This window comes from Sulfitobacter sp. F26169L, assembly GCF_026410285.1.
GTDB lineage: Bacteria > Pseudomonadota > Alphaproteobacteria > Rhodobacterales > Rhodobacteraceae > Sulfitobacter.
The window spans coordinates 75869-94042 of record NZ_JAPMLP010000001.1; the positions used below are offsets into that span (position 1 = coordinate 75869).

Genomic DNA, 18174 nt, shown 5'->3' on the forward strand with positions numbered 1-18174 from the left:
TAACAACAAATGCAGGCTTTTGATGATGAGTGTACGATTCGTGCTAGGTGTGTGTGCCGTAGCTGCCTTGACGGCATGCCAACCCGCAGCCCCGGAAGATAGCCGTTTCGGTGTAGGATTCGACCAGACATTTGATGCCCAGCGTGCAAATCGTGATGCTATGCTGGCGGGCAGTGTGCCTGCCGCACCATCGGTCAGCGCGCAGCCGCTTCCAGTGGCAGGATCACCAGCAGACACAGCTGCGCAGACGACTGCAATGCTGGCACGTACAGGGCGCGCACAAACCGTTGCGGATGCCGGACGGCTGGCCGCGGCGGCCAATAATTCTGGCGTTCCGCCGGTTGAGGCGAGCCCGTCCAACCCCGCACCCGGGCTTGTGAATAACGCGACCGGTATCAGCCAGGAAAACAACTTTGACGTGGTAACAAACCAGCGCAGCATCGAAAGCGATGCGGCGCGCCTTGCTGCCAACCGCGCGCAATATCAGGTTATCCAGCCGCAGGCCCTGCCCGAGAGGACAGATACAGGCCCCAATATCGTGGCATATGCGCTGAAAACCAGCCACCCCGTCGGGACAAAAATGTACAAACGCAGCCGCTTTAATGCGGCGAACCGGTTCAAGCGTAGCTGCGGCAACTACCGCCATATGGATCAGGCTCAGGCTGACTTCCTGACGGCAGGCGGGCCTGAACGGGACCCTAAGGGTATGGACCCTGACGGTGACGGATACGCCTGCGGCTGGAACCCTGCGGTGTATCGCACCATCGGCGACTAAGCCGCGCGTGGTGCAGGTTCTGAAATCCCCGAATTGTGGCGTGCGCCGGAATGGTTTAACGCCCACTATGGTTGTGCTGCACTACACCGCCATGGAGAGCGCGCAGGCCGCGCTTGATCGTTTGTGCGATCCGCAAGCTGAAGTGTCTGCCCATTATCTGATAGATGCGAAGGGGTCCGTGACCCGGATGGTCGAAGAAGCACAGCGCGCGTGGCATGCGGGTGCGGGTGAATGGGGCGGCGTTGATGATATCAATTCCCGTTCAATCGGGATCGAGCTGGACAATCGGGGGAGCCACCCGTTCTCTGCGCCGCAGATGGATGCGCTGGAGCAGTTGCTGGCGGGTATTATGAAGCGGTGGAACATTGCGCCTGAGGGTGTGATCGGCCATTCCGATATGGCGCCGGGCCGCAAAGATGATCCGGGCCCGTATTTTGACTGGGCGCGACTGGAGCGTTGCGGACTGGCAGCATCTGCGCACGCCCGAGACGTTGGAAACTGCGACGAAGCCGCTTTCTTATCGGCGGCGAAGACGGCAGGTTATAGCGCGGACGTTGCGTTCGAGACACTATTGACTGCCGTCCGACTGCGTCATGCACCTTGGCGCACAGGTCCGTTGTGCAGTGACGATTTCAGAATCTAAGATACGCAGGGCAAGTTTACCCATTGCACCCCATTGACGCGGCGCACGTGTAGGGCGTAAAGCCCGTTCTTGCGCGGAAGGCTGGATGGCTGCTTGCTTGCCTTCGGGCAAGCGGGAGGAAAGTCCGGACTCCGATAAGAAACGGTGCCGGGTAACGCCCGGGCAGGGCAACCTGACGGAAAGCGCCACAGAAAATAAACCGCCTGCCATTTCAAAGCACGCTTTGGATTGTCGGCAGGTAAGGGTGAAACGGTGGGGTAAGAGCCCACCGCGCGGCTGGCAACAGCGGCGGCATGGCAAGCCCCACCGGGAGCAACGCCAAATAGGGACCGCGTGCCGCTTTGTCTTCGGGCAGGGTGGCGAAGCTTCTTGTGCTTTAGCAGGTCCGGGTTGGCGGCTGTAGTTGTGTCGGTAACGGCATGGTCAGAGGAATGGTCATCCATGAGGGTGCGTGCAAGCGAATCCTCGGGACAGAATCCGGCTTATAGGCCTTCCGCGCATAAATTTACGTCGGTCAGCGGAATTTTTAAAATTCCGCAATGGAAAATTCAAATTTTCCACCCCTTATTTCTGCTGCTGCGCAATACGGGGTTGACTCGGGGCGTAGCAGGGGTAGAACCCGAAACTTAGAGATTACGCGCGTCAGTCAAGGGATATGCCGCGCCGCACAGGAGAATACAAAATGGCTAAGCCAACCACGATCAAGATCCGTCTGAACTCGTCCGCGGGCACAGGCCATTTCTATGTCACCAAAAAGAACGCGCGCACCATGACCGAAAAGATGGTTATGAAAAAATACGATCCCGTTGCACGCAAGCACGTTGAATACAAAGAAGGCAAAATTAAGTAAGACCGCCACTCTTTGACATTTAGAAAGCCGCGCAATTTTGCGCGGCTTTTTTGCGTTCTGTGCGAAAAATTCGCCGGTTGTATCCGGTGAGGAAACCGAACCTTTTCAAGAGCAAGGTAAAGAGGACGGGAGAGCAGCTGAGCCGCAATATGATCTTGGGTGGTGCGGGTTCTGATAATTCCACGCTAGCGCTTTGGGTGGGGCAGCAGACGGGTCTACCTGTAAAGCATCCGGATCAAGTGCATCTGTTGCCGCATTGAACGCCGCACTCGCAAGTAAAGCATGTCGCGATGGTGCGTGCGATTACCCCCCAGGATCGCTGGAGCAGCTTGTCAAAGACCTGTGCCACATGCAGATCCGGCCTGACCTGTTCGACGATTGTCCCAAGCGGTTTGATTTCGATACCTCTCGTATTCTTGTATAAATGTGGAATTATCGGAATACCTCGCGCAAAAGATACTTGGCTCACTTGCGGACAAGGGAAGCTTCCCGCCATTACATCATTTGAGAAGCTGACGTGGGGCGGCAGAATTCATGCGGCGATTTAGCTGCAGGGACCAGATGATGCTTGTAATGATTACTGGTGATGCAGCCGCAGGGGAGTTCACACAAGCGCATTAGCTGGGGGTGCAGACAAGATTGCCTGTGCATCATCTTGATCAGGTTTTCCGGATAGCCCGACCGGAGCCCCGGCCTGACGCGTAAAAACCTGCGATTATCGCGGGGATTTAGGTGTAGGAGTTTTGGCTCAGTGAAGGCTTCAATGCAGCGACGTTTGAAAGACGGTCGCGCAATTCGGGTGCGCTGCTCCGGCCGAATTTGCCGGTTCAACTGCGTCTTGCGCGTGTGGTGTGGTTGACGCTTGTGCATCTTCGGAGAAGTCGCCCTGATATGCCGGACGGCTGTGCGCAGTGCGTCGACCGGAACATCTATTCTATTTGGCAGGACTGCCATGAAGGGCGCCAGCGATTGAAGGCGTGTCGCGCATTGGCGGGGGATGGGGGGGCGTGCATTATCTGGCCAGTCGAAGGACGGCGCGGACGCTTCTAAGAGCGGTAGAAAAAGGAAAGCTGGAATGAAAAAAGCCGCCCCCTAAGGAGCGGCTTTGCGTCTTGTCACAGCAGGCTGTTGTTATTCGCGGCTGCCAAACAGTTGCAGCAAGAACATGAACATGTTGATGAAGTTCAGGTACAAGCTCAGCGCGCCCATGATGGCCGCTTTGCCCAACCATTCGCTATCGCCATGTTGTGCATGTGCGACGTACTCGGTTTTGATGCGCTGTGTGTCGTAGGCTGTAAGGCCGGCAAAGATCAACACACCGATTGCAGAGATCGCGAACGTCAACGCAGGGTTCGGGAAGAAGATGCTGACGATCGATGCAACAATCAGGCCGATTACACCCATAATCAGGAAGCTACCCCAAGCAGAGATGTCCTTTTTCGTGGTGTATCCCCAGAGCGATAGGCCCGCAAAAGCGATGGAAGTCACCAGAAATACCTGAATGATGGACACGCCGGTATATACAAGGAAGATCGAGCTAAGTGACAGGCCCATAACCAGAGCGAATGCATAGAACATCAGCTGTGCGGCTGATGCCGAAATGCGGTTGATTGCAGCGCCGAAGCCGAACACGAAAGCCAGCGGCGCAAACATTATAACCCATTTCAGCGGGGAGGCATAAATCGCTTGGCCAAGACCAGTAAGATACTGACCCTCACGCAGCGCGATCGTAGCACCGGCGGGATCGGATGTAACTGCCAGACCGGAAATGGCCCATGCGGCGGCGAAAGTTATCAACATGCCTACGGACATTGTTCCGTAGACCTTGCTCATGTGCGCGCGCAGGCCTTCATCAATCGCGGCTGTGCGGCTTCCGGCACGGGTCCGGATTGTATTCACGTCTGCCATGTAAAACTCCTAAAGATCGTCCGCGCAAAGATTTCGCGCGTATACAAGCGTAATATCATGCGGATGGGCCTTCTTTTCAAGGTGAATCGGTTAGGTTTTTATAAGTGGTTAATTCCACCATGATCTCGGAGCGTCCCAGAACGGTTTTGCCGCTTCAGCACTCGCTTCTGAACAGCGTAACAAGCCATCGCGCAACTGTGCATCATGAAACGCGGCAAAGGCACCACGTCTGCGTCAAACCGCAAGCAAGGGTAGGAAGGATATCCGCACCGGTAGTGCGCGGCTGGTTGGACGGGAAGGAGTAGTGCGCCTGGTCGCCTCCCGTATTTGTGATCTATTTGCATTAATCATTTTCAATAGTTGATGGGGTGCAAAACCTCATTATTCATAAAATCTAACGGGGTGAGGTGACACCTCGCGGCTTTATCGCGATTGCCGATGCTGGCGAGGTCTCGCAGGCTGCGGGTTTTTGAATTTGACGCAATCCGCAGTGTTGATGCACTGGAAACAGCTTAACGCCTATGAACCCGCGATTCGCGTTGTGCTAAAAACATCGCACACCAGAGCGCTGGAAGACATATTTGCCAAAGGCGAATGCGACGTGATCCTAACCATCGAAACCCCGATGCTGGCGGGCGGTACCACCCTTGCAGAGCGCCCTTTGCATTGGACAGGGGCACAGGGCGGTGCGGCTGATCAGCATTGTCTATGAACGCTTTTGCACTGTCCGTCCTATTTTTGTGGACGCACTGAACGCAGCGCGAATCCAGTGGCAGAGGCTTCTTGAGATAGGCAATAGCAGCCCAATTCACGCCACTGTCAATGGAGATCTGGCTGTCCATGCCGCCATTAAGGGCACGGAACCACCGCAACTGGTACGTATCAAACTCGGCGGCGCGCTGCCCGATCTGCCGGTGCAGATGGTCAACCTGTATCAAGCCGACGAAAAACTTGCGGCGTCAGTGTCAAAGCTTGTGTCGTTGCTGCAAACGCAGATTGTTGCGAAGTAACGGGGCAGCGCGTGAATTCATGGTTGTGGGAAGACTGGGTCTTGCAAGGTCTGCGTGCGAGTGAAACGATGAACGCATGAGATATGACACCCGCTTGATCAACGACCTTACCCATGTGGCCCACCTGATGGCGGATGCCGCTGGGGCAGCTATCCTGCCCCATTTCCGCAATGCTGATCTGGAGGCAGATAACAAGCTGTTGGGGGGGTACGATCCTGTAACCGTTGCAGACCGCGCCGCAGAGGCCGCTATGCGCGCGGTTCTCGATCAGCTTCGCCCCCAGGACGCGGTGCTGGGGGAAGAGTTGGGCACCAAAGACGGCACGAGCGGTTTGACATGGGTTCTTGACCCGATTGACGGCACAAGAGGGTTTGTGTCGGGCACGCCGACATGGGGTGTGCTGATCGCTGTGGGCGGCGCGGATGGCCCTTTTCTGGGGGTGATCGACCAGCCCTATACGGGCGAGCGGTTTATCGGCACGCCGCAAGGGGCGGAATTGATCCGGGGCCAGGACCGGCGCGCAATCCGCACCCGTAATGCGCGCGCCTTGTCCCAGGCGATTGTGTTTACCACCTTCCCCGAAGTCGGCACTGTTCAGGAAGAGAAAGCTTTTCATGCGGTTGCTAGCCGCGCGCAACTGGTGCGCTACGGAATGGATTGCTATGCCTATGCGCTGGTTGCATCGGGGCAGATCGATCTGGTGATCGAGGCAGGGCTACAGGCCTATGACATTCAGGGGCCACTTGCGCTTATTCAAGCCGCTGGCGGTGTGGTAACCGATTGGCAGGGCGGTCCGGCTCATAATGGCGGGCGGGTGATTGCGGCAGCAAATGCGCAAATCCATGCTGAAGCAGTGGAGATTTTGCGCAGACACATCACACCATGACCGTGACGCTGATCAAACGGGCAACGACCATTGTCACCATGGATGACGCGCGACGGGAGTTGCAAAACCACGATATTCTGATCCGCGGCGGCACGATTGCGGCGATTGGTCCTGATCTGGTTGCGCCGGAGGGGGCGCAGATTGTGCAGGCGCATGGGTGTCTGGTGACGCCCGGTTTGGTGAATACCCATCACCACCTGTATCAAAGTCTGACGCGTGCGGTTCCCGGCGGGCAGGATGCCCTGCTGTTTGGCTGGCTGCGCACGCTTTACCCGATCTGGCAGCGGTTTACGCCGGATCACATGTTCACTTCCGCGCAGGTAGGTCTGGCCGAACTTGCCCTGTCGGGCTGTACCCTCAGCTCCGATCATTTGTACCTCTATCCAAACGGCGCGCGGCTGGAGGATACGATCCATGCTGCCGCCGAAATCGGGCTGCGGTTTCACCCCACACGCGGCGCGATGAGCATTGGCGAAAGTAACGGCGGCCTGCCACCCGATGCGTTGGTAGAGGACGAGGCGGCGATTCTGGCCGATTGCATCCGCGTGATCGATGCGTTCCACGACCCTGCGGAAGGATCGATGTGCCGTGTTGGCATTGCGCCATGTTCACCGTTTTCGGTCAGCACCGATCTGATGCGCGAAGCAGCTGTTCTGGCGCGTGACAAAGGGGTGATGCTGCACACCCATCTGGCTGAAAACGAAGAAGATATCGCCTATTCGCTGGAAACCTTCGGGTGCCGACCCGGTGAATATGCGGAAAGCCTCGGCTGGGTCGGGCCGGATGTCTGGCACGCCCATTGCGTAAAGCTTGATCCGTCCGAAATCGCCTTGTTTGCGCGCACGGGAACGGGCGTTGCACATTGCCCTTGCTCCAACTGCCGCTTGGGCAGTGGCATTGCACCGCTGCGGGCGATGCGCGATGCGGGTGTGCCCGTGGGGCTGGGTGTGGACGGATCGGCAAGCAATGATGCGGGCAATCTGGTGGCAGAGGCGCGGCAGGCGATGTTGCTGCAACGTGTGGCCCAAGGTGCCGATGCCATGAGCGCGCGTGAGGCGCTGGAGATCGCCACCCGCGGCGGCGCCGATATTCTGGGCAGACCGGACTGCGGCCGTCTGGCCGTGGGCAAACGCGCGGATATCGCGATCTGGGATATGTCGGGAGTTCATGCGGCAGGATCATGGGACCCTGCCGCGCTATTGCTGGCGGGGCCGACTACGGTGCGGGATTTGTTTGTAGAGGGCCGGAAAGTCGTAAGCGATGGTGAAGTCATAACACTGGATATGCCAACCCTGCTGGCGCGCCAGAACGAACTGGCCGTTAAATTGAAAGACAGGACATGAAGAAAATTGCAGCAATGGCAGGGTTCTGTATGGTATTGGCCGCTTGTGGCGGCGGCAACGGGGGCGAGGTGGCAGCGCAACCCCAATCCGGCAGTCCGGCAATATCGGGTAGTACCGCGCACCAACAGATCAATGCGATCCGTGCAAAAGCAGACATGCCGCCGCTGGCCCGCAACGCACAGCTTGACGCGGCCGCCTTTGCCCATGCCAAGGATATGGCAGCCAACAATTTTATGGGCCACAAGGGCAGCGATGGTTCCACCGTGGGGCAGCGGGTCAGGCGGGCAGGGTATGGCTGGTGCAGTCTGGGTGAGAACGTCAGTCAGGGCTATGCTTCCGAAAGCAGCGCAATCGATGGCTGGCGTCGATCACCCGGTCACTATCGCAATCTGGTCAAGCGCAAGGTGAACGAATTCGGCATGGCCCATGTGAACGGCTATAGGGTACTGGTTGTGGGGGCGCGGCGCTGCTAGGTAACGCAGGCACCGGCGATCCATGTTGCCCTGATCGCGCGGTCATCGCCCATCATCAAGGTGGCGAACACGTCCTCCCAGACGGTGCCGGTGCGGTTTTCGCGCTGGGCAATAGCGGCGGTGGATTTCAGGTCAATCACAGCAATATCGGCAAAGTTCCCCGCGCGCAGGCTGCCGATCTCGTGGTCCAGATGCAGGCTGCGCGCTGATCCCGCCGTCGCCAGCCACAAGAGTTGGGCCGCGTGCAAAGCGTGGCCATGATGCTGCGCGGCCTCGTAGGCGGCGGCCATGGTGCGCAGCATCGAAAATGATGATCCACCGCCGGTGTCTGTTGCCAATCCCAACGGGATGCCGCGCTGGGCCAGTTCTGGCAGATCCAGCGCCCCGGACCCGATAAAGGCATTCGATGTCGGGCAATGGATCACACGGCCCTGAACCTCGGCCAGCCTGTCTATCTCACGCGGGGTCAGGTGAACGCAGTGGCCGTAAAGACCGCGCGCGCCCAACAGTCCGTGCGTCTCGTAGGTGTCCAGATAGTCGCGCGCTTGCGGAAACAGGCTGCGCACCCATTCTATTTCATCGGGCTGCTCGCTCAGGTGGGTCTGCATCAGGCAGGTGGGGTTTTCGGCCCACAGCGCACCCATTGCCGACAGTTGCTCTGGCGTTGAGGTTGGCGAAAACCGCGGCGTGATTGCATATTGCGCGCGGCCCTTGCCGTGCCAGCGAGCAATCAACGCCTTGCTGTCGTCATAAGCCGATTGCGCAGTGTCGCGCAGATCATCTGGGGCATTGCGGTCCATGCAGGTTTTGCCTGTTACCACGCACTGCCCGCGCCTTTGTACCGCCTCGAACAGCGCATCGGCGCTGTGCGGGTGGATCGTGCCGAAAGACGCCATCGTTGTGGTGCCGTTGGCCGCCGTCAGGTCAAGATACCGTTCGGCAATGGACTGCGAATAGGCAGGATCGTCAAACCGCGCCTCTTCGGGGAAAGTATAGGTGTTGAGCCAGTCTATCAGGCGTTTGCCCCAACTGGCGATCATCGCTGTCTGTGGATAATGGGCGTGGGCATCCACAAATCCCGGACAGATCAGATCATCCCCGTAAGAGATGATATCGGCCTGCGGATGCGCCGATTTCAGCGATGCAGCATCGCCCACCGCCACAATGCGCGCATCGTGCAACAGCACCGCCCCGGCAGAATTGATCTGCACGCAGTCTTCCCAAGGCTCGGCAAAGGGGTCGCCTTGAAACGTCAGGGTCTGGCCGGTCAAAAGTGTGTGTGTATTCATAAATTCGGACTTTACCTTTTTTGCCGGTGCAAGCAATGAGAGCTTGCGCAGTACCGTTGTGCTCTGCACGGTGCCTGTCTATGTTGCGGAACGTTTTTAGGGGGTAAATCATGTCGGATCAGATTACAGAAACGGATCAGACCCCCGAGAATAACGAGCCTGAGGCATATGTTCTGGGCAAACGTGATGTTTCGGCGATCCTTTATGCGGTGGAAACCGAAGACCGCGAAAAGCTGACCGAGCTGATGGAGCCGCTGCACGCGGCTGACATTGCCGACCTTCTGGAGCAGATCAGTTCGTTTGACCGCGCGCGTCTGATCCGGCTGTATGATCTGGAATTTGACGGGGAAATCCTGTCGGAACTGGATGAAGCGATCCGCGACGAAGTGGTATCGCTGCTGACGCCGCAGGTGTTGGTAGAAGCAATGCGCGAACTCGACAGCGATGATGTTGTCGACATTCTGGAAGACCTCGAGGACGCCCAGCAGGAAACCATTCTGCAAGCGCTGGAGGTCAACGACCGTGTCGCGGTCGAACAGGCGATGGGCTATCCCGAATACTCTGCCGGTCGCCTCATGCAGCGCGAGGTTGTCATGGCGCCCGAGCATTGGACTGTGGGCGCTGCCATCGACCATCTGCGCGCTACGCCAGAGGCGGAATTGCCCGACCAGTTCTATCATATCATCGTGGTTGATCCGCGCCTGCATCCGGTGGGCAATGTGACACTGGGCAAGCTCATGCGCTCGAAGCGCGAAACGCCCCTTTCCGCACTGTACGAGGATACATTCCAGATCATTCCCGCCCTGCGGGACGAAGGCGATGTGGCCTATGCGTTTAACCAGTATCACCTGATTTCCGCGCCTGTCGTCGATGAAGACGGGCGCCTGATCGGTGTGATTACCATTGATGATGCGATGGGCGTTCTGGACGAAGAACACGAGGAAGACATCCTGCGCCTCGCCGGTGTCGGCGAAAGCTCTCTTTCGGATCGCGTGATCGAAACGACCAAGCAGCGCCTTCCATGGCTGGCCGTCAACCTTGTTACGGCGATCCTTGCCTCTTTGGTGATTTCGCAGTTCGAGGTGGCGCTTGCCCAGATTGTCGCGCTGGCGGTGCTGATGCCGATTGTTGCCTCAATGGGCGGAAATGCAGGCACACAAAGCCTGACAGTTGCTGTGCGCGCGTTGGCCACAAAAGACCTGACCGGATCAAACGTGTGGCGGGTGATCCGGCGTGAATGTCTGGTCGGGTTGATCAATGGTGCGATTTTTGCGGTGGTGATGGGTATTGTCGGCCTGCTGTGGTTCGGCTCTCCGGCGCTGGGCGGTGTGATTGCGGTTGCGATGGTGATCAACATGGTTGTGGCCGGTCTGGCGGGAACGGGTATTCCCATTGTGCTGGAATGGGCTGGCGTTGACCCCGCGCTTGCTTCCGGTGCGTTTGTGACCACCGTTACCGATGTTGTCGGCTTCTTTGCCTTCCTCGGCCTTGCCGCTGCCGTCCTGCTATGAGCCTTGCGGACGACAAGGCAGCCGCGCGCGAAGCCGCGTTTGCACGGCGCAAGCCATTGTTCGAGACGGCAAGCGCCGCACAGGCCGGTTATCTAAGCGAGGTTCTGGCAGGGTATCACGGTGTCCCTGTGTCCGGTTTCATGCCAATCCGAACCGAGATTGATCCGCGCTCTGCAATGGCAGAGGCATCTGCACATGGTCCGGTTGGTGTGCCCGTGGTCATGGCCAAAGCGACGCCCTTGAAATTTGCGCTGTGGACACCGGAAAGCGAGATGGTGAAAGGCGCGTTCGGCGCGCTTGTCCCCTCCGATCCCGCTTTCTTCGAGCCGGAAATCCTGATCATTCCGCTGCTGGCATTTGACCGCAAGGGTGGACGGCTTGGATATGGCGGCGGCTTTTATGATCGCACGCTGGAAAAGCTGCGCGCGCGCCGCGCGACACTTGCCATCGGATTTGCCTTTGCAGGGCAGGAAGTGGCCGATGTACCGCTGGAGGCGACAGACCAGCCGCTTGACCTGATCGTAACCGAAGCCGGTGTGATCGAATTGGGGTAACCGTGCCCGAACAACCAACTGATCCCTTACCAGGATCTGCGCTGTATCTCCGGTTCAGGCTTGCACAGGGCGTAGCACAGGCGTAGCGATAGCATTATGAAAATACTCTTTCTTGGTGATGTGATGGGCAGCGCCGGACGCCGTGCCATCAGTGAAAATCTCGACCGCTTGCGGCGCGAATGGAAACTCGATTTCATCGTGGTAAACGGTGAAAATGCCACCTCTGGTATGGGGCTTTCGGGCGCGCACGCAAAAATTTTGCTGGATGCCGGCGCAGATTGCCTGACGCTGGGCGATCACGCGTTTGATCAAAAGGACATGCTTGCTTTCATCGAGCAGGAGCCGCGGATCATCCGGCCGCTCAACTTTTCCAAAAACGCCCCCGGTAAGGGCGCGCGCCTGTTCAAAACGCGTACGGGCAAGCAGGTACTTGTGACACAGGCGCTGGGGCAGGTGTTTATGAAACGCCCCTACGATGACCCGTTTTCGGCGCTTGATGCCGTGTTCAAAACCCACCCTCTGGGCGGCATGGCCAATGCGATCATCGTTGATATCCACTGCGAAGCCACATCCGAGAAGATGGCCACAGGGCATTGGTGTGACGGGCGTGCGTCCCTTGTTGTGGGCACCCATACCCACGTGCCCACATCCGACGCGATGATCCTTCCGGGCGGAACGGCCTATCTGTCTGATGCGGGCATGTGCGGGGATTACAACTCTATAATCGGGATGGATAAGGCAGAGCCGCTGCGCCGCTTTATCACCGGAATGCCAAAAGAACGGTTCACCCCCGCAGGCGGTGAGGCGACCCTGTCGGGTGTCTATATCGAAACCGATGACAAGACAGGACGCGCCACGCGTATCGTTCCAGTGCGCGAGGGCGGAAAGCTTCAGCAGAGCGTGCCGTGACAGAACCCATGCTGGGCCGCCGTGAGGTTCTGCTGCTCAGTGCGTTCCTGATTGTGATGGGCGCAGGCTGGGGGGCCTCGCAGCCCCTGACGAAAATCGCGGTCAGTACCGGCTATGGTCATTTCGGACTGGTGTTCTGGCAACAGGTCATTGGCGCCGTTCTTATGGCGGTGGTTTGCAGGGTGCGGCGCAAACCGCTGCCGCGCACGAAGGCTGCGTTGCGCACCTATCTGTTGATTGCTCTGATCGGCACAGTCCTTCCCAACACGATGGGGTATCAGGCGGCTGTGCATCTGCCTTCGGGCGTGATGTCGCTGCTGCTGAGCGTTGTTCCGATGTTTGCCTTTGTCATCGCGCTGGGCCTTGGCAACGACCGTTTTGCAATGCGCCGCCTTGTCGGCCTGTGCGTTGGTCTTGCCGGGGTTTTAATCATCATCGCGCCGTCTGTCGATCTGGGGCAGCGTGTTCCGGTGGGCTGGGCTGCGGTCTATCTGGCAGTTGCGTTGTGTTATGCATTCGAGGGAAATTATGTGGCGCGGTGGGGCGTGGCCGGGCTGGACCCGGTCCAGTTGATGCTGGGTGCGTCCCTCACGGGATTGGTGATCGTGGCGCCGTTGGTTTTGGTCACTGGCCAGTTTGTTGCCCCCCTATGGCCGCTGCCAGTGCCGCAGGCAGCCTTTGCCGCGTCGGCGGTGATCCATGTGCTTGTCTATGCCAGCTATGTCTGGCTGGTGGCGCGGACGGGCGCAATATTTGCAGTGCAGGTCAGCTACTTTGTGACGGGTTTCGGCCTGTTCTGGGCGTGGCTGGTATTGGGCGAGGCGTTTTCAAATATGGTCTGGATCGCGCTTGCTGCTATGTTTACCGGAATGTATCTGGTGCAGCCGCGGCCCCAAGCAGTGCTTGCCGCGGCGTCCGTGATACGCGACAACTAGACATCAACAGGGGCTGGCCCACGTATATGTTTGAACTTTCCCAATTTGCGCAGGCGATCCTTGCGCTCACCGTGGTGGCGGTGATGTTTATTCTGTTCTTGCGCGAAACGCTCCCGACCGAGGTTGTGGCCCTTGCGGGGGCTGCCGCGCTGCTGGCGATGGGGTTGCTACCCTATGAGGACGCGCGGATTGTGCTGTCCAACTCTGCCCCGTGGACGATTGCGGCGATGTTCATTGTAATGGGGGCGCTGGTGCGTACCGGCGCACTTGATGTGTTGACCCGAATGGCGGAGCGGTACGCGCGCACGAACCCCAAACTTGCGGTGGTCGGTGTGATCCTGTCGGTTATGGCTGCATCCGCGATTATGAACAATACGCCTGTGGTAGTGGTGATGATCCCTGTTGTGGTGCAGCTGAGCAAGACGCTGGGCACCAAGGCATCAAAGCTGCTGATCCCGCTGAGCTATGCGGCGATTATGGGCGGTTCGCTGACGCTGATCGGAACCTCGACCAACCTGCTGGTGGATGGTGTTGCCCGCTCTCAGGGGCTGGAGCCGTTCGGCATCTTTGAAATTCTGCCGATCGGTCTGGTGGTTTGCGCATGGGGTCTGATCTATATGGCAACCATCGGGCGGCGTCTGCTGCCCGAACGCGACAGCATGGCGGGCATGCTAAGTGACCGCTCGAAGATGAAATTTTTCTCCGAGGCGGTTGTGCCTGCGGAAAGCAACCTGATCGGGCGCGAAGTGCTGGATGTGAACCTGTTCAAACGGGACGGCGTGCGGCTGATCGACGTTGTGCGCGGGGATGCATCGTTGCGGCGCAATTTGAAAGATGTGGTGCTGCAATCGGGCGACCGCGTGGTCTTGCGCACGCAGATGGCCGAATTGTTGAGCCTTCAGGCCACGCCTGAACTGAAGCGCGTGGATCAGGTGTCGGCGGTTGAGACGACCACGGTAGAGGTGCTGATTACCCCGGGGTGCAAGATGATCGGACGCACCCTTGGCGCATTGCGGTTGCGGCGGCGCTATGGGGTGTATCCGTTGGCGGTGCATCGGCGTAACCAGAACATCGGTCGTCAGCTGGATGAACTTGTTGTGCGGGTGGGGGATACGCTGCTGCTGGAAGGCGCTGCAGAAGATATTCAGCGTCTGGCGCAGGATATGGACCTTGTGGAAGTGAGCACACCTTCCCAGCGCGCCTATCGGCGTGGACACGCGCCGATAGCAATCGCGGCACTTGCGGCGATTGTCGTGCTGGCCGCCTTGAACGTTGCGCCGATACTGATGCTGGCCGTCATTGCGGTTGCCGTGGTTCTGGTGACGGGGTGCATCGATGCAGACGAGGCATTCTCGTTTATCGACGGGCGATTGCTGGCGCTGATCTTTTCCATGCTTTGTGTGGGGTCTGCGTTGCAACATACCGGTGCTGTGCAACTGATCGTGGACGCCATATCACCCACATTGGCGACCTTGCCGCCGACAGGTGTGATTTTCTGCGTGTTTTTGCTGACAACGATCTTTACTGAAATCGTGTCGAATAACGCTGTCGCGGTCATCATGACCCCGATTGCGATATCGCTGGCGGCGGCGCTGGGAATGGATCCGCGCGCGCTGGTGGTTGCGGTGATGATCGCCGCGTCCTGCGCCTTTGCCACGCCGATCGGATATCAGACCAACACGCTGGTTTATGGTCCGGGTGGGTACAAGTTCACGGACTTCATGCGCGTGGGAATTCCGTTGAATCTGTCCATGTCGTTGATCGCCAGCGCGGTGATCCCGCTGTTCTGGTGAAGGGGCTAGGGCCTGACGGCCCTCTGGAGGCTCTGCCTCCAGACCTCCGGAGTTTTCGGGAAAAATGAAGCGGGGCGGGAAAAGCGCCGTTCTTCATCTTAAAGAGGCCAGAAGAACAGGATCGCGGGGATGGATACCGTCACTACGATGATTTCCAGTGGCAGTCCCATGCGCCAGTAATCCCCGAATCCGTATCCGCCGGGGCCGAGGATCAGTGTATTGTTCTTGTGACCGATTGGCGTGAGAAACGCGGAGGATGCGGCGATCGCCACCGCCATGAGGAACGGATCGGGGTTTACGCCCAACGACTGGGCCATCTGGATGCCGACCGGAGCCGCGACAATCGTTGTAGCGGTGTTGTTGAGGACGTCCGACAGGGTCATGGTGACGATCATGAGGATTGTCAAAACCGCCCATGCAGGCATCCCTGCGGTCAGGCTGACCAGAGAGCCTGCAATAAGTTCGGTGCCGCCGGATTTTTCGAGCGCTGCCCCCAGCGGGATCATAGAGCCCAGCAGCACTACGACTGGCCATTCGATGTGTGTGTAAAGCTCTGACAGGGGAACGATTTTGGTCAGCACATAGGCAACGACAACGATCCCCAGTGCAACGGGCAGATAGATAAGGCCGAACGAAGCGGCGACAACCGCCCCCGCAAATAGCCCGATTGCCAGCCAGACCTTGCTGTTTTCCGTGACCGCGAGTCCGCGGTCGGCAAGGGGCAGCACGCCCAGCCATTCGGTGACATCGTCGCCCGTGTCGCGCGGCACAAGCAGCAGCAGGATATCACCGGATTCCAGCGTGGTTTTGCGCAGCAGAGACGTTATCCTGCGGCCCCGCCGCGAAATGCCCAGTAGTACAGTGCGCTGGCGCCATGCAAGCCCCACAGCCTGTGCCGTCCGACCCGCAAGGCGGCTTTCCTCGGTGACGACAACTTCGATAATTTCGACACCTTCACCATCTGCCCGCAAGCGATGTTCGCGCGCACTGTCGGCCACAGCCAGATCAAGTGTCGAGCGGAATTCATCTAATGCGTCGGGCGTTGCCTCTAGCACCAGCGCATCGCCCTCTTTCAGGACGGTGTTCATGGCGCGGCCATACAGGCGCTTGCCCTTGCGCATCAGGCCGATGATGCTGACGTCGGTCTTATGGCCCGTCTCCTCCAGCTCGGACAGGCGTTTGCCGATGTGTTTGCTATCTTCGGGCACGACCAGTTCTGCGATATAGGCATCAAGGTCCTCGGCGCTGAGACCACCATCTTCGCGCGCAGGGATCAACCGCCAGCCAACCAGTGCGACAAACGCCAGACCCGCCAGCGCGGCAACGCCGCCCACTGGGGCGAAATCGAACATCTTGAACGGCGCGCCGAGGGATTCTTCGCGAATGGCGGCGATGATGATGTTTGGCGGCGTGCCGATCAAGGTAGCCATACCGCCAAGGATGGTGGCAAAAGAGAGCGGCATCAGCGACAGCCCCGGCGAACGGCCGGCCTTGCGCGCCGTCTGGATATCGACCGGCATCAGCAGCGCCAAAGCTGCCACGTTATTCATGAACGCGGACAATACGCCGCCCACAGCCCCCATCAGCGTAATATGCGCCCCCAGCGAGCGGGACGAATCCACCAGCGTGCGGGTAATAAGCAGCACAGCGCCCGATCGCACTAGACCGGCAGACACAACCAGAACCAGCGCCACCACCAGTGTGGCGGGATGACCAAAGCCGCTGAAGGCGTCCTTGCTATCTACAACCCCCAGCACAACGCCTGCCATTAGGGCGGCAAAAGCTACGATGTCATATCTGAACCGTCCCCAGAGCAGCAGGCCGAATACAGCGCCGAAGAGTGAGAAGAGGATGATCTGGTCAGATGTCATAGGGGCTATCCCGTTGGAGTTTTGGTTACTGTATCCAGCCGCAACGAGGACCGCCAGTTGCGATCTGTGTGCCAGCAGGGAGAGCAGCAAATCAACGGCCATGCCTCTGCTGCGGCGAAACGTAGGGTGCAGGTGTCCGGTTGTGACACGGTGCTGCCATCGCGCGGGGGCCTTCAACTGCGAGCGCGACGCAGCAGCCTACTTGAAGAATGACGCCGCTGTGACGTATAGAGACGCAAATCAGAATTGTCGGAGACATACATGGCAGGCCATTCCAAATGGGCAAATATTCAACATCGCAAAGGGCGTCAGGACAAGCTGCGCTCCAAGATGTTCTCGAAATTCTCCAAGGAGATCACCGTCGCTGCAAAGATGGGCGACCCAGATCCCGATAAAAACCCGCGCCTGCGCCTTGCCGTGAAGGAGGCCAAGCAGGCCTCCATGCCCAAGGACAACATCGATCGCGCGATCAAGAAAGCTATCGGGGGCGATGCGGAGGATTACGAAGAAATCCGTTATGAAGGCTATGGTAACAACGGCGTTGCAGTGATCGTCGAAACGATGACGGACAACCGCAACCGCACGGCATCAACTGTGCGTTCTACCTTTACCAAATACGGCGGCAATCTTGGCGAAACCGGCAGCGTTGGGTTCATGTTCGACCGGAAGGGCGAAGTGACCTATCCGCCCGAAGTCGGGGATGCCGACACCGTAATGATGGCCGCCATCGAGGCGGGTGCGGAAGATGTCGAAAGCAGCGAAGACGGGCACGTGATCTATTGTGCCGACACCGATCTGAACGAAGTATCCAACGCACTTGAGGCGGTTTTGGGCGAAAGCGACAGTACGAAGTTGATCTGGCGTCCGACCACCACAACCGAGCTTGACCTTGAAGGTATGGAAAAGCTGATGAAGCTGATCGACGCGTTGGAAGACGATGACGATGTGCAGCGCGTAACCGCGAATTTCGAAGCCTCGGACGAGGTAATGGCCGCGCTGGGAGACTAACCCGCAGGGAAGGCTACGCAAAAAGCGCCGCGGCATCTAATGCCGCGGCGCTTTTTGTTTTCAATGCAGAACATTCAGAAATAGAAACACGCTGCACGGGATCCGCTAGGCATGGAATTAATCAGGCCGCTTCAGGTTGCCTGACCCATGGAGCGCAGTAGCCCCCAAATACCGTTTTGATTGCTGCGTTTTCGGCGGATCACTTCGCGCTGGCTGGAAATGCTGGCCAGCACGCGTTTTACCTCGTTGAGGCGCGCCATAGCGCCACTGCCACCTGCGCTGGCCTGCATCCGCAGGATTTTCGCCTGCGTTTCCAGTGCGCCTGCGATTACTTCTAGTTCGGTTTGGCTGATTTCCAGCTTCTTAATCATATCGGGCATCTGCGGTTTCCTTCATCACTGTGGGGCAGATAGTCA

General features: G+C 58.4%; 18 protein-coding genes and 1 other RNA gene. 15 read left to right on the plus strand and 4 right to left on the minus strand.

Going from position 1 to position 18174, the window contains the following annotated elements; genetic code table 11:
• The first annotated feature begins 25 nt into the window (after nucleotides 1-25).
• The 4 genes from OS189_RS00330 to rpmG all read left to right on the plus strand — a co-directional run bounded on the left by OS189_RS00330 (nucleotide 26) and on the right by rpmG (nucleotide 2268).
• A complete protein-coding gene (locus tag OS189_RS00330) occupies nucleotides 26-775 on the plus strand; it encodes a hypothetical protein (RefSeq protein ID WP_267165294.1) in 750 nt (249 codons plus the stop codon).
• A gap of 67 nt (nucleotides 776-842) precedes the next feature.
• Entirely contained in the window at nucleotides 843-1418 is a 576-nt protein-coding gene (locus OS189_RS00335; protein ID WP_267165295.1) for an N-acetylmuramoyl-L-alanine amidase, read from the plus strand.
• Nucleotides 1419-1491: 73 nt separating this feature from the next.
• Nucleotides 1492-1919, plus strand: an RNA gene (rnpB, locus tag OS189_RS00340) — RNase P RNA component class A.
• A gap of 181 nt (nucleotides 1920-2100) precedes the next feature.
• On the plus strand, nucleotides 2101-2268 hold the full coding sequence (rpmG, locus tag OS189_RS00345) for a 50S ribosomal protein L33 (protein ID WP_025061397.1): 168 nt from the start codon (nucleotides 2101-2103) through the stop codon (nucleotides 2266-2268).
• 1131 nt (nucleotides 2269-3399) lie between these two features.
• Here rpmG and OS189_RS00350 read toward each other — a convergent pair.
• Nucleotides 3400-4176, minus strand: a complete 777-nt coding sequence (locus tag OS189_RS00350; protein WP_267165296.1) for a Bax inhibitor-1/YccA family protein — start codon at nucleotides 4174-4176, stop codon at nucleotides 3400-3402.
• 496 nt (nucleotides 4177-4672) lie between these two features.
• On the opposite strand from OS189_RS00350, the gene OS189_RS00355 reads away from it, so the two are divergent.
• From OS189_RS00355 to OS189_RS00375, 5 genes are all read left to right on the plus strand, one after another.
• On the plus strand, nucleotides 4673-4888 hold the full coding sequence (locus OS189_RS00355; RefSeq protein WP_267165297.1) for a hypothetical protein: 216 nt from the start codon (nucleotides 4673-4675) through the stop codon (nucleotides 4886-4888).
• On the plus strand, nucleotides 4863-5186 hold the full coding sequence (locus OS189_RS00360) for a hypothetical protein (RefSeq protein ID WP_267165298.1): 324 nt from the start codon (nucleotides 4863-4865) through the stop codon (nucleotides 5184-5186). Before OS189_RS00355 ends, OS189_RS00360 begins: the two co-directional genes overlap by 26 nt.
• A gap of 76 nt (nucleotides 5187-5262) precedes the next feature.
• Nucleotides 5263-6072, plus strand: a complete 810-nt coding sequence (gene hisN / locus OS189_RS00365; RefSeq protein ID WP_267165299.1) for a histidinol-phosphatase — start codon at nucleotides 5263-5265, stop codon at nucleotides 6070-6072.
• Nucleotides 6069-7415, plus strand: a complete 1347-nt coding sequence (locus OS189_RS00370; RefSeq protein WP_267165300.1) for an 8-oxoguanine deaminase — start codon at nucleotides 6069-6071, stop codon at nucleotides 7413-7415. The genes hisN and OS189_RS00370 overlap by 4 nt, the downstream gene beginning before the upstream one ends.
• Nucleotides 7412-7888: a CAP domain-containing protein gene (locus tag OS189_RS00375; RefSeq protein WP_267165301.1), complete on the plus strand. Its 477-nt coding sequence runs from the start codon at nucleotides 7412-7414 to the stop codon at nucleotides 7886-7888. The genes OS189_RS00370 and OS189_RS00375 overlap by 4 nt, the downstream gene beginning before the upstream one ends.
• Here the strand turns inward: OS189_RS00375 and guaD are convergent.
• Nucleotides 7885-9177, minus strand: coding sequence for a guanine deaminase (gene guaD, locus OS189_RS00380; protein ID WP_267165302.1), 1293 nt, complete (start codon nucleotides 9175-9177; stop codon nucleotides 7885-7887). The genes OS189_RS00375 and guaD overlap by 4 nt on opposite strands.
• A gap of 110 nt (nucleotides 9178-9287) precedes the next feature.
• On the opposite strand from guaD, the gene mgtE reads away from it, so the two are divergent.
• The 5 genes from mgtE (at nucleotide 9288) to OS189_RS00405 (ending at nucleotide 14879) form a co-directional block, all read left to right on the plus strand.
• Entirely contained in the window at nucleotides 9288-10688 is a 1401-nt protein-coding gene (mgtE, locus tag OS189_RS00385) for a magnesium transporter (protein ID WP_267165303.1), read from the plus strand.
• Nucleotides 10685-11242 carry a 5-formyltetrahydrofolate cyclo-ligase gene (locus OS189_RS00390; RefSeq protein WP_267165304.1) on the plus strand — a complete coding sequence of 186 codons (558 nt, stop codon included), beginning with the start codon at nucleotides 10685-10687 and terminating at the stop codon, nucleotides 11240-11242. Before mgtE ends, OS189_RS00390 begins: the two co-directional genes overlap by 4 nt.
• A 96-nt stretch (nucleotides 11243-11338) precedes the next feature.
• The gene (locus OS189_RS00395; protein WP_267165305.1) at nucleotides 11339-12151 is read left to right on the plus strand and encodes a TIGR00282 family metallophosphoesterase; all 813 of its coding nucleotides are present in this window, start codon (nucleotides 11339-11341) and stop codon (nucleotides 12149-12151) included.
• Complete coding sequence (locus tag OS189_RS00400) at nucleotides 12148-13086, plus strand: DMT family transporter (RefSeq protein ID WP_267165306.1); 939 nt, start codon at nucleotides 12148-12150, stop codon at nucleotides 13084-13086. Before OS189_RS00395 ends, OS189_RS00400 begins: the two co-directional genes overlap by 4 nt.
• Nucleotides 13087-13112: 26 nt before the next feature.
• Nucleotides 13113-14879 (plus strand): SLC13 family permease, encoded by a 1767-nt coding sequence (locus OS189_RS00405; RefSeq protein WP_267165307.1) that lies wholly within the window; start codon nucleotides 13113-13115, stop codon nucleotides 14877-14879.
• A gap of 98 nt (nucleotides 14880-14977) precedes the next feature.
• Here OS189_RS00405 and OS189_RS00410 read toward each other — a convergent pair whose 3' ends face one another.
• Entirely contained in the window at nucleotides 14978-16750 is a 1773-nt protein-coding gene (locus OS189_RS00410) for an SLC13 family permease (RefSeq protein ID WP_267165308.1), read from the minus strand.
• Nucleotides 16751-17011: 261 nt separating this feature from the next.
• On the opposite strand from OS189_RS00410, the gene OS189_RS00415 reads away from it, so the two are divergent.
• Nucleotides 17012-17758, plus strand: coding sequence for a YebC/PmpR family DNA-binding transcriptional regulator (locus OS189_RS00415; protein WP_267165309.1), 747 nt, complete (start codon nucleotides 17012-17014; stop codon nucleotides 17756-17758).
• Nucleotides 17759-17889: 131 nt separating this feature from the next.
• Here OS189_RS00415 and OS189_RS00420 read toward each other — a convergent pair whose 3' ends face one another.
• Nucleotides 17890-18138, minus strand: a complete 249-nt coding sequence (locus OS189_RS00420) for a hypothetical protein (RefSeq protein WP_267165310.1) — start codon at nucleotides 18136-18138, stop codon at nucleotides 17890-17892.
• Nucleotides 18139-18174 lie beyond the last annotated feature (36 nt).

What these genes read in the sequence shown, in the direction of transcription:
- OS189_RS00330 (WP_267165294.1), top strand. Translation starts at nt 26, where the DNA reads ATGAGTGTACGATTCGTGCTAGGTGTGTGTGCCGTAGCTGCCTTGACG.
- OS189_RS00335 (WP_267165295.1), top strand. Translation starts at nt 843, where the DNA reads ATGGTTGTGCTGCACTACACCGCCATGGAGAGCGCGCAGGCCGCGCTT.
- rpmG (WP_025061397.1), top strand. Translation starts at nt 2,101, where the DNA reads ATGGCTAAGCCAACCACGATCAAGATCCGTCTGAACTCGTCCGCGGGC.
- OS189_RS00350 (WP_267165296.1), bottom strand. Translation starts at nt 4,176, where the DNA reads ATGGCAGACGTGAATACAATCCGGACCCGTGCCGGAAGCCGCACAGCC.
- OS189_RS00355 (WP_267165297.1), top strand. Translation starts at nt 4,673, where the DNA reads ATGCACTGGAAACAGCTTAACGCCTATGAACCCGCGATTCGCGTTGTG.
- hisN (WP_267165299.1), top strand. Translation starts at nt 5,263, where the DNA reads ATGAGATATGACACCCGCTTGATCAACGACCTTACCCATGTGGCCCAC.
- OS189_RS00370 (WP_267165300.1), top strand. Translation starts at nt 6,069, where the DNA reads ATGACCGTGACGCTGATCAAACGGGCAACGACCATTGTCACCATGGAT.
- OS189_RS00375 (WP_267165301.1), top strand. Translation starts at nt 7,412, where the DNA reads ATGAAGAAAATTGCAGCAATGGCAGGGTTCTGTATGGTATTGGCCGCT.
- guaD (WP_267165302.1), bottom strand. Translation starts at nt 9,177, where the DNA reads ATGAATACACACACACTTTTGACCGGCCAGACCCTGACGTTTCAAGGC.
- mgtE (WP_267165303.1), top strand. Translation starts at nt 9,288, where the DNA reads ATGTCGGATCAGATTACAGAAACGGATCAGACCCCCGAGAATAACGAG.
- OS189_RS00390 (WP_267165304.1), top strand. Translation starts at nt 10,685, where the DNA reads ATGAGCCTTGCGGACGACAAGGCAGCCGCGCGCGAAGCCGCGTTTGCA.
- OS189_RS00395 (WP_267165305.1), top strand. Translation starts at nt 11,339, where the DNA reads ATGAAAATACTCTTTCTTGGTGATGTGATGGGCAGCGCCGGACGCCGT.
- OS189_RS00405 (WP_267165307.1), top strand. Translation starts at nt 13,113, where the DNA reads ATGTTTGAACTTTCCCAATTTGCGCAGGCGATCCTTGCGCTCACCGTG.
- OS189_RS00410 (WP_267165308.1), bottom strand. Translation starts at nt 16,750, where the DNA reads ATGACATCTGACCAGATCATCCTCTTCTCACTCTTCGGCGCTGTATTC.
- OS189_RS00415 (WP_267165309.1), top strand. Translation starts at nt 17,012, where the DNA reads ATGGCAGGCCATTCCAAATGGGCAAATATTCAACATCGCAAAGGGCGT.
- OS189_RS00420 (WP_267165310.1), bottom strand. Translation starts at nt 18,138, where the DNA reads ATGCCCGATATGATTAAGAAGCTGGAAATCAGCCAAACCGAACTAGAA.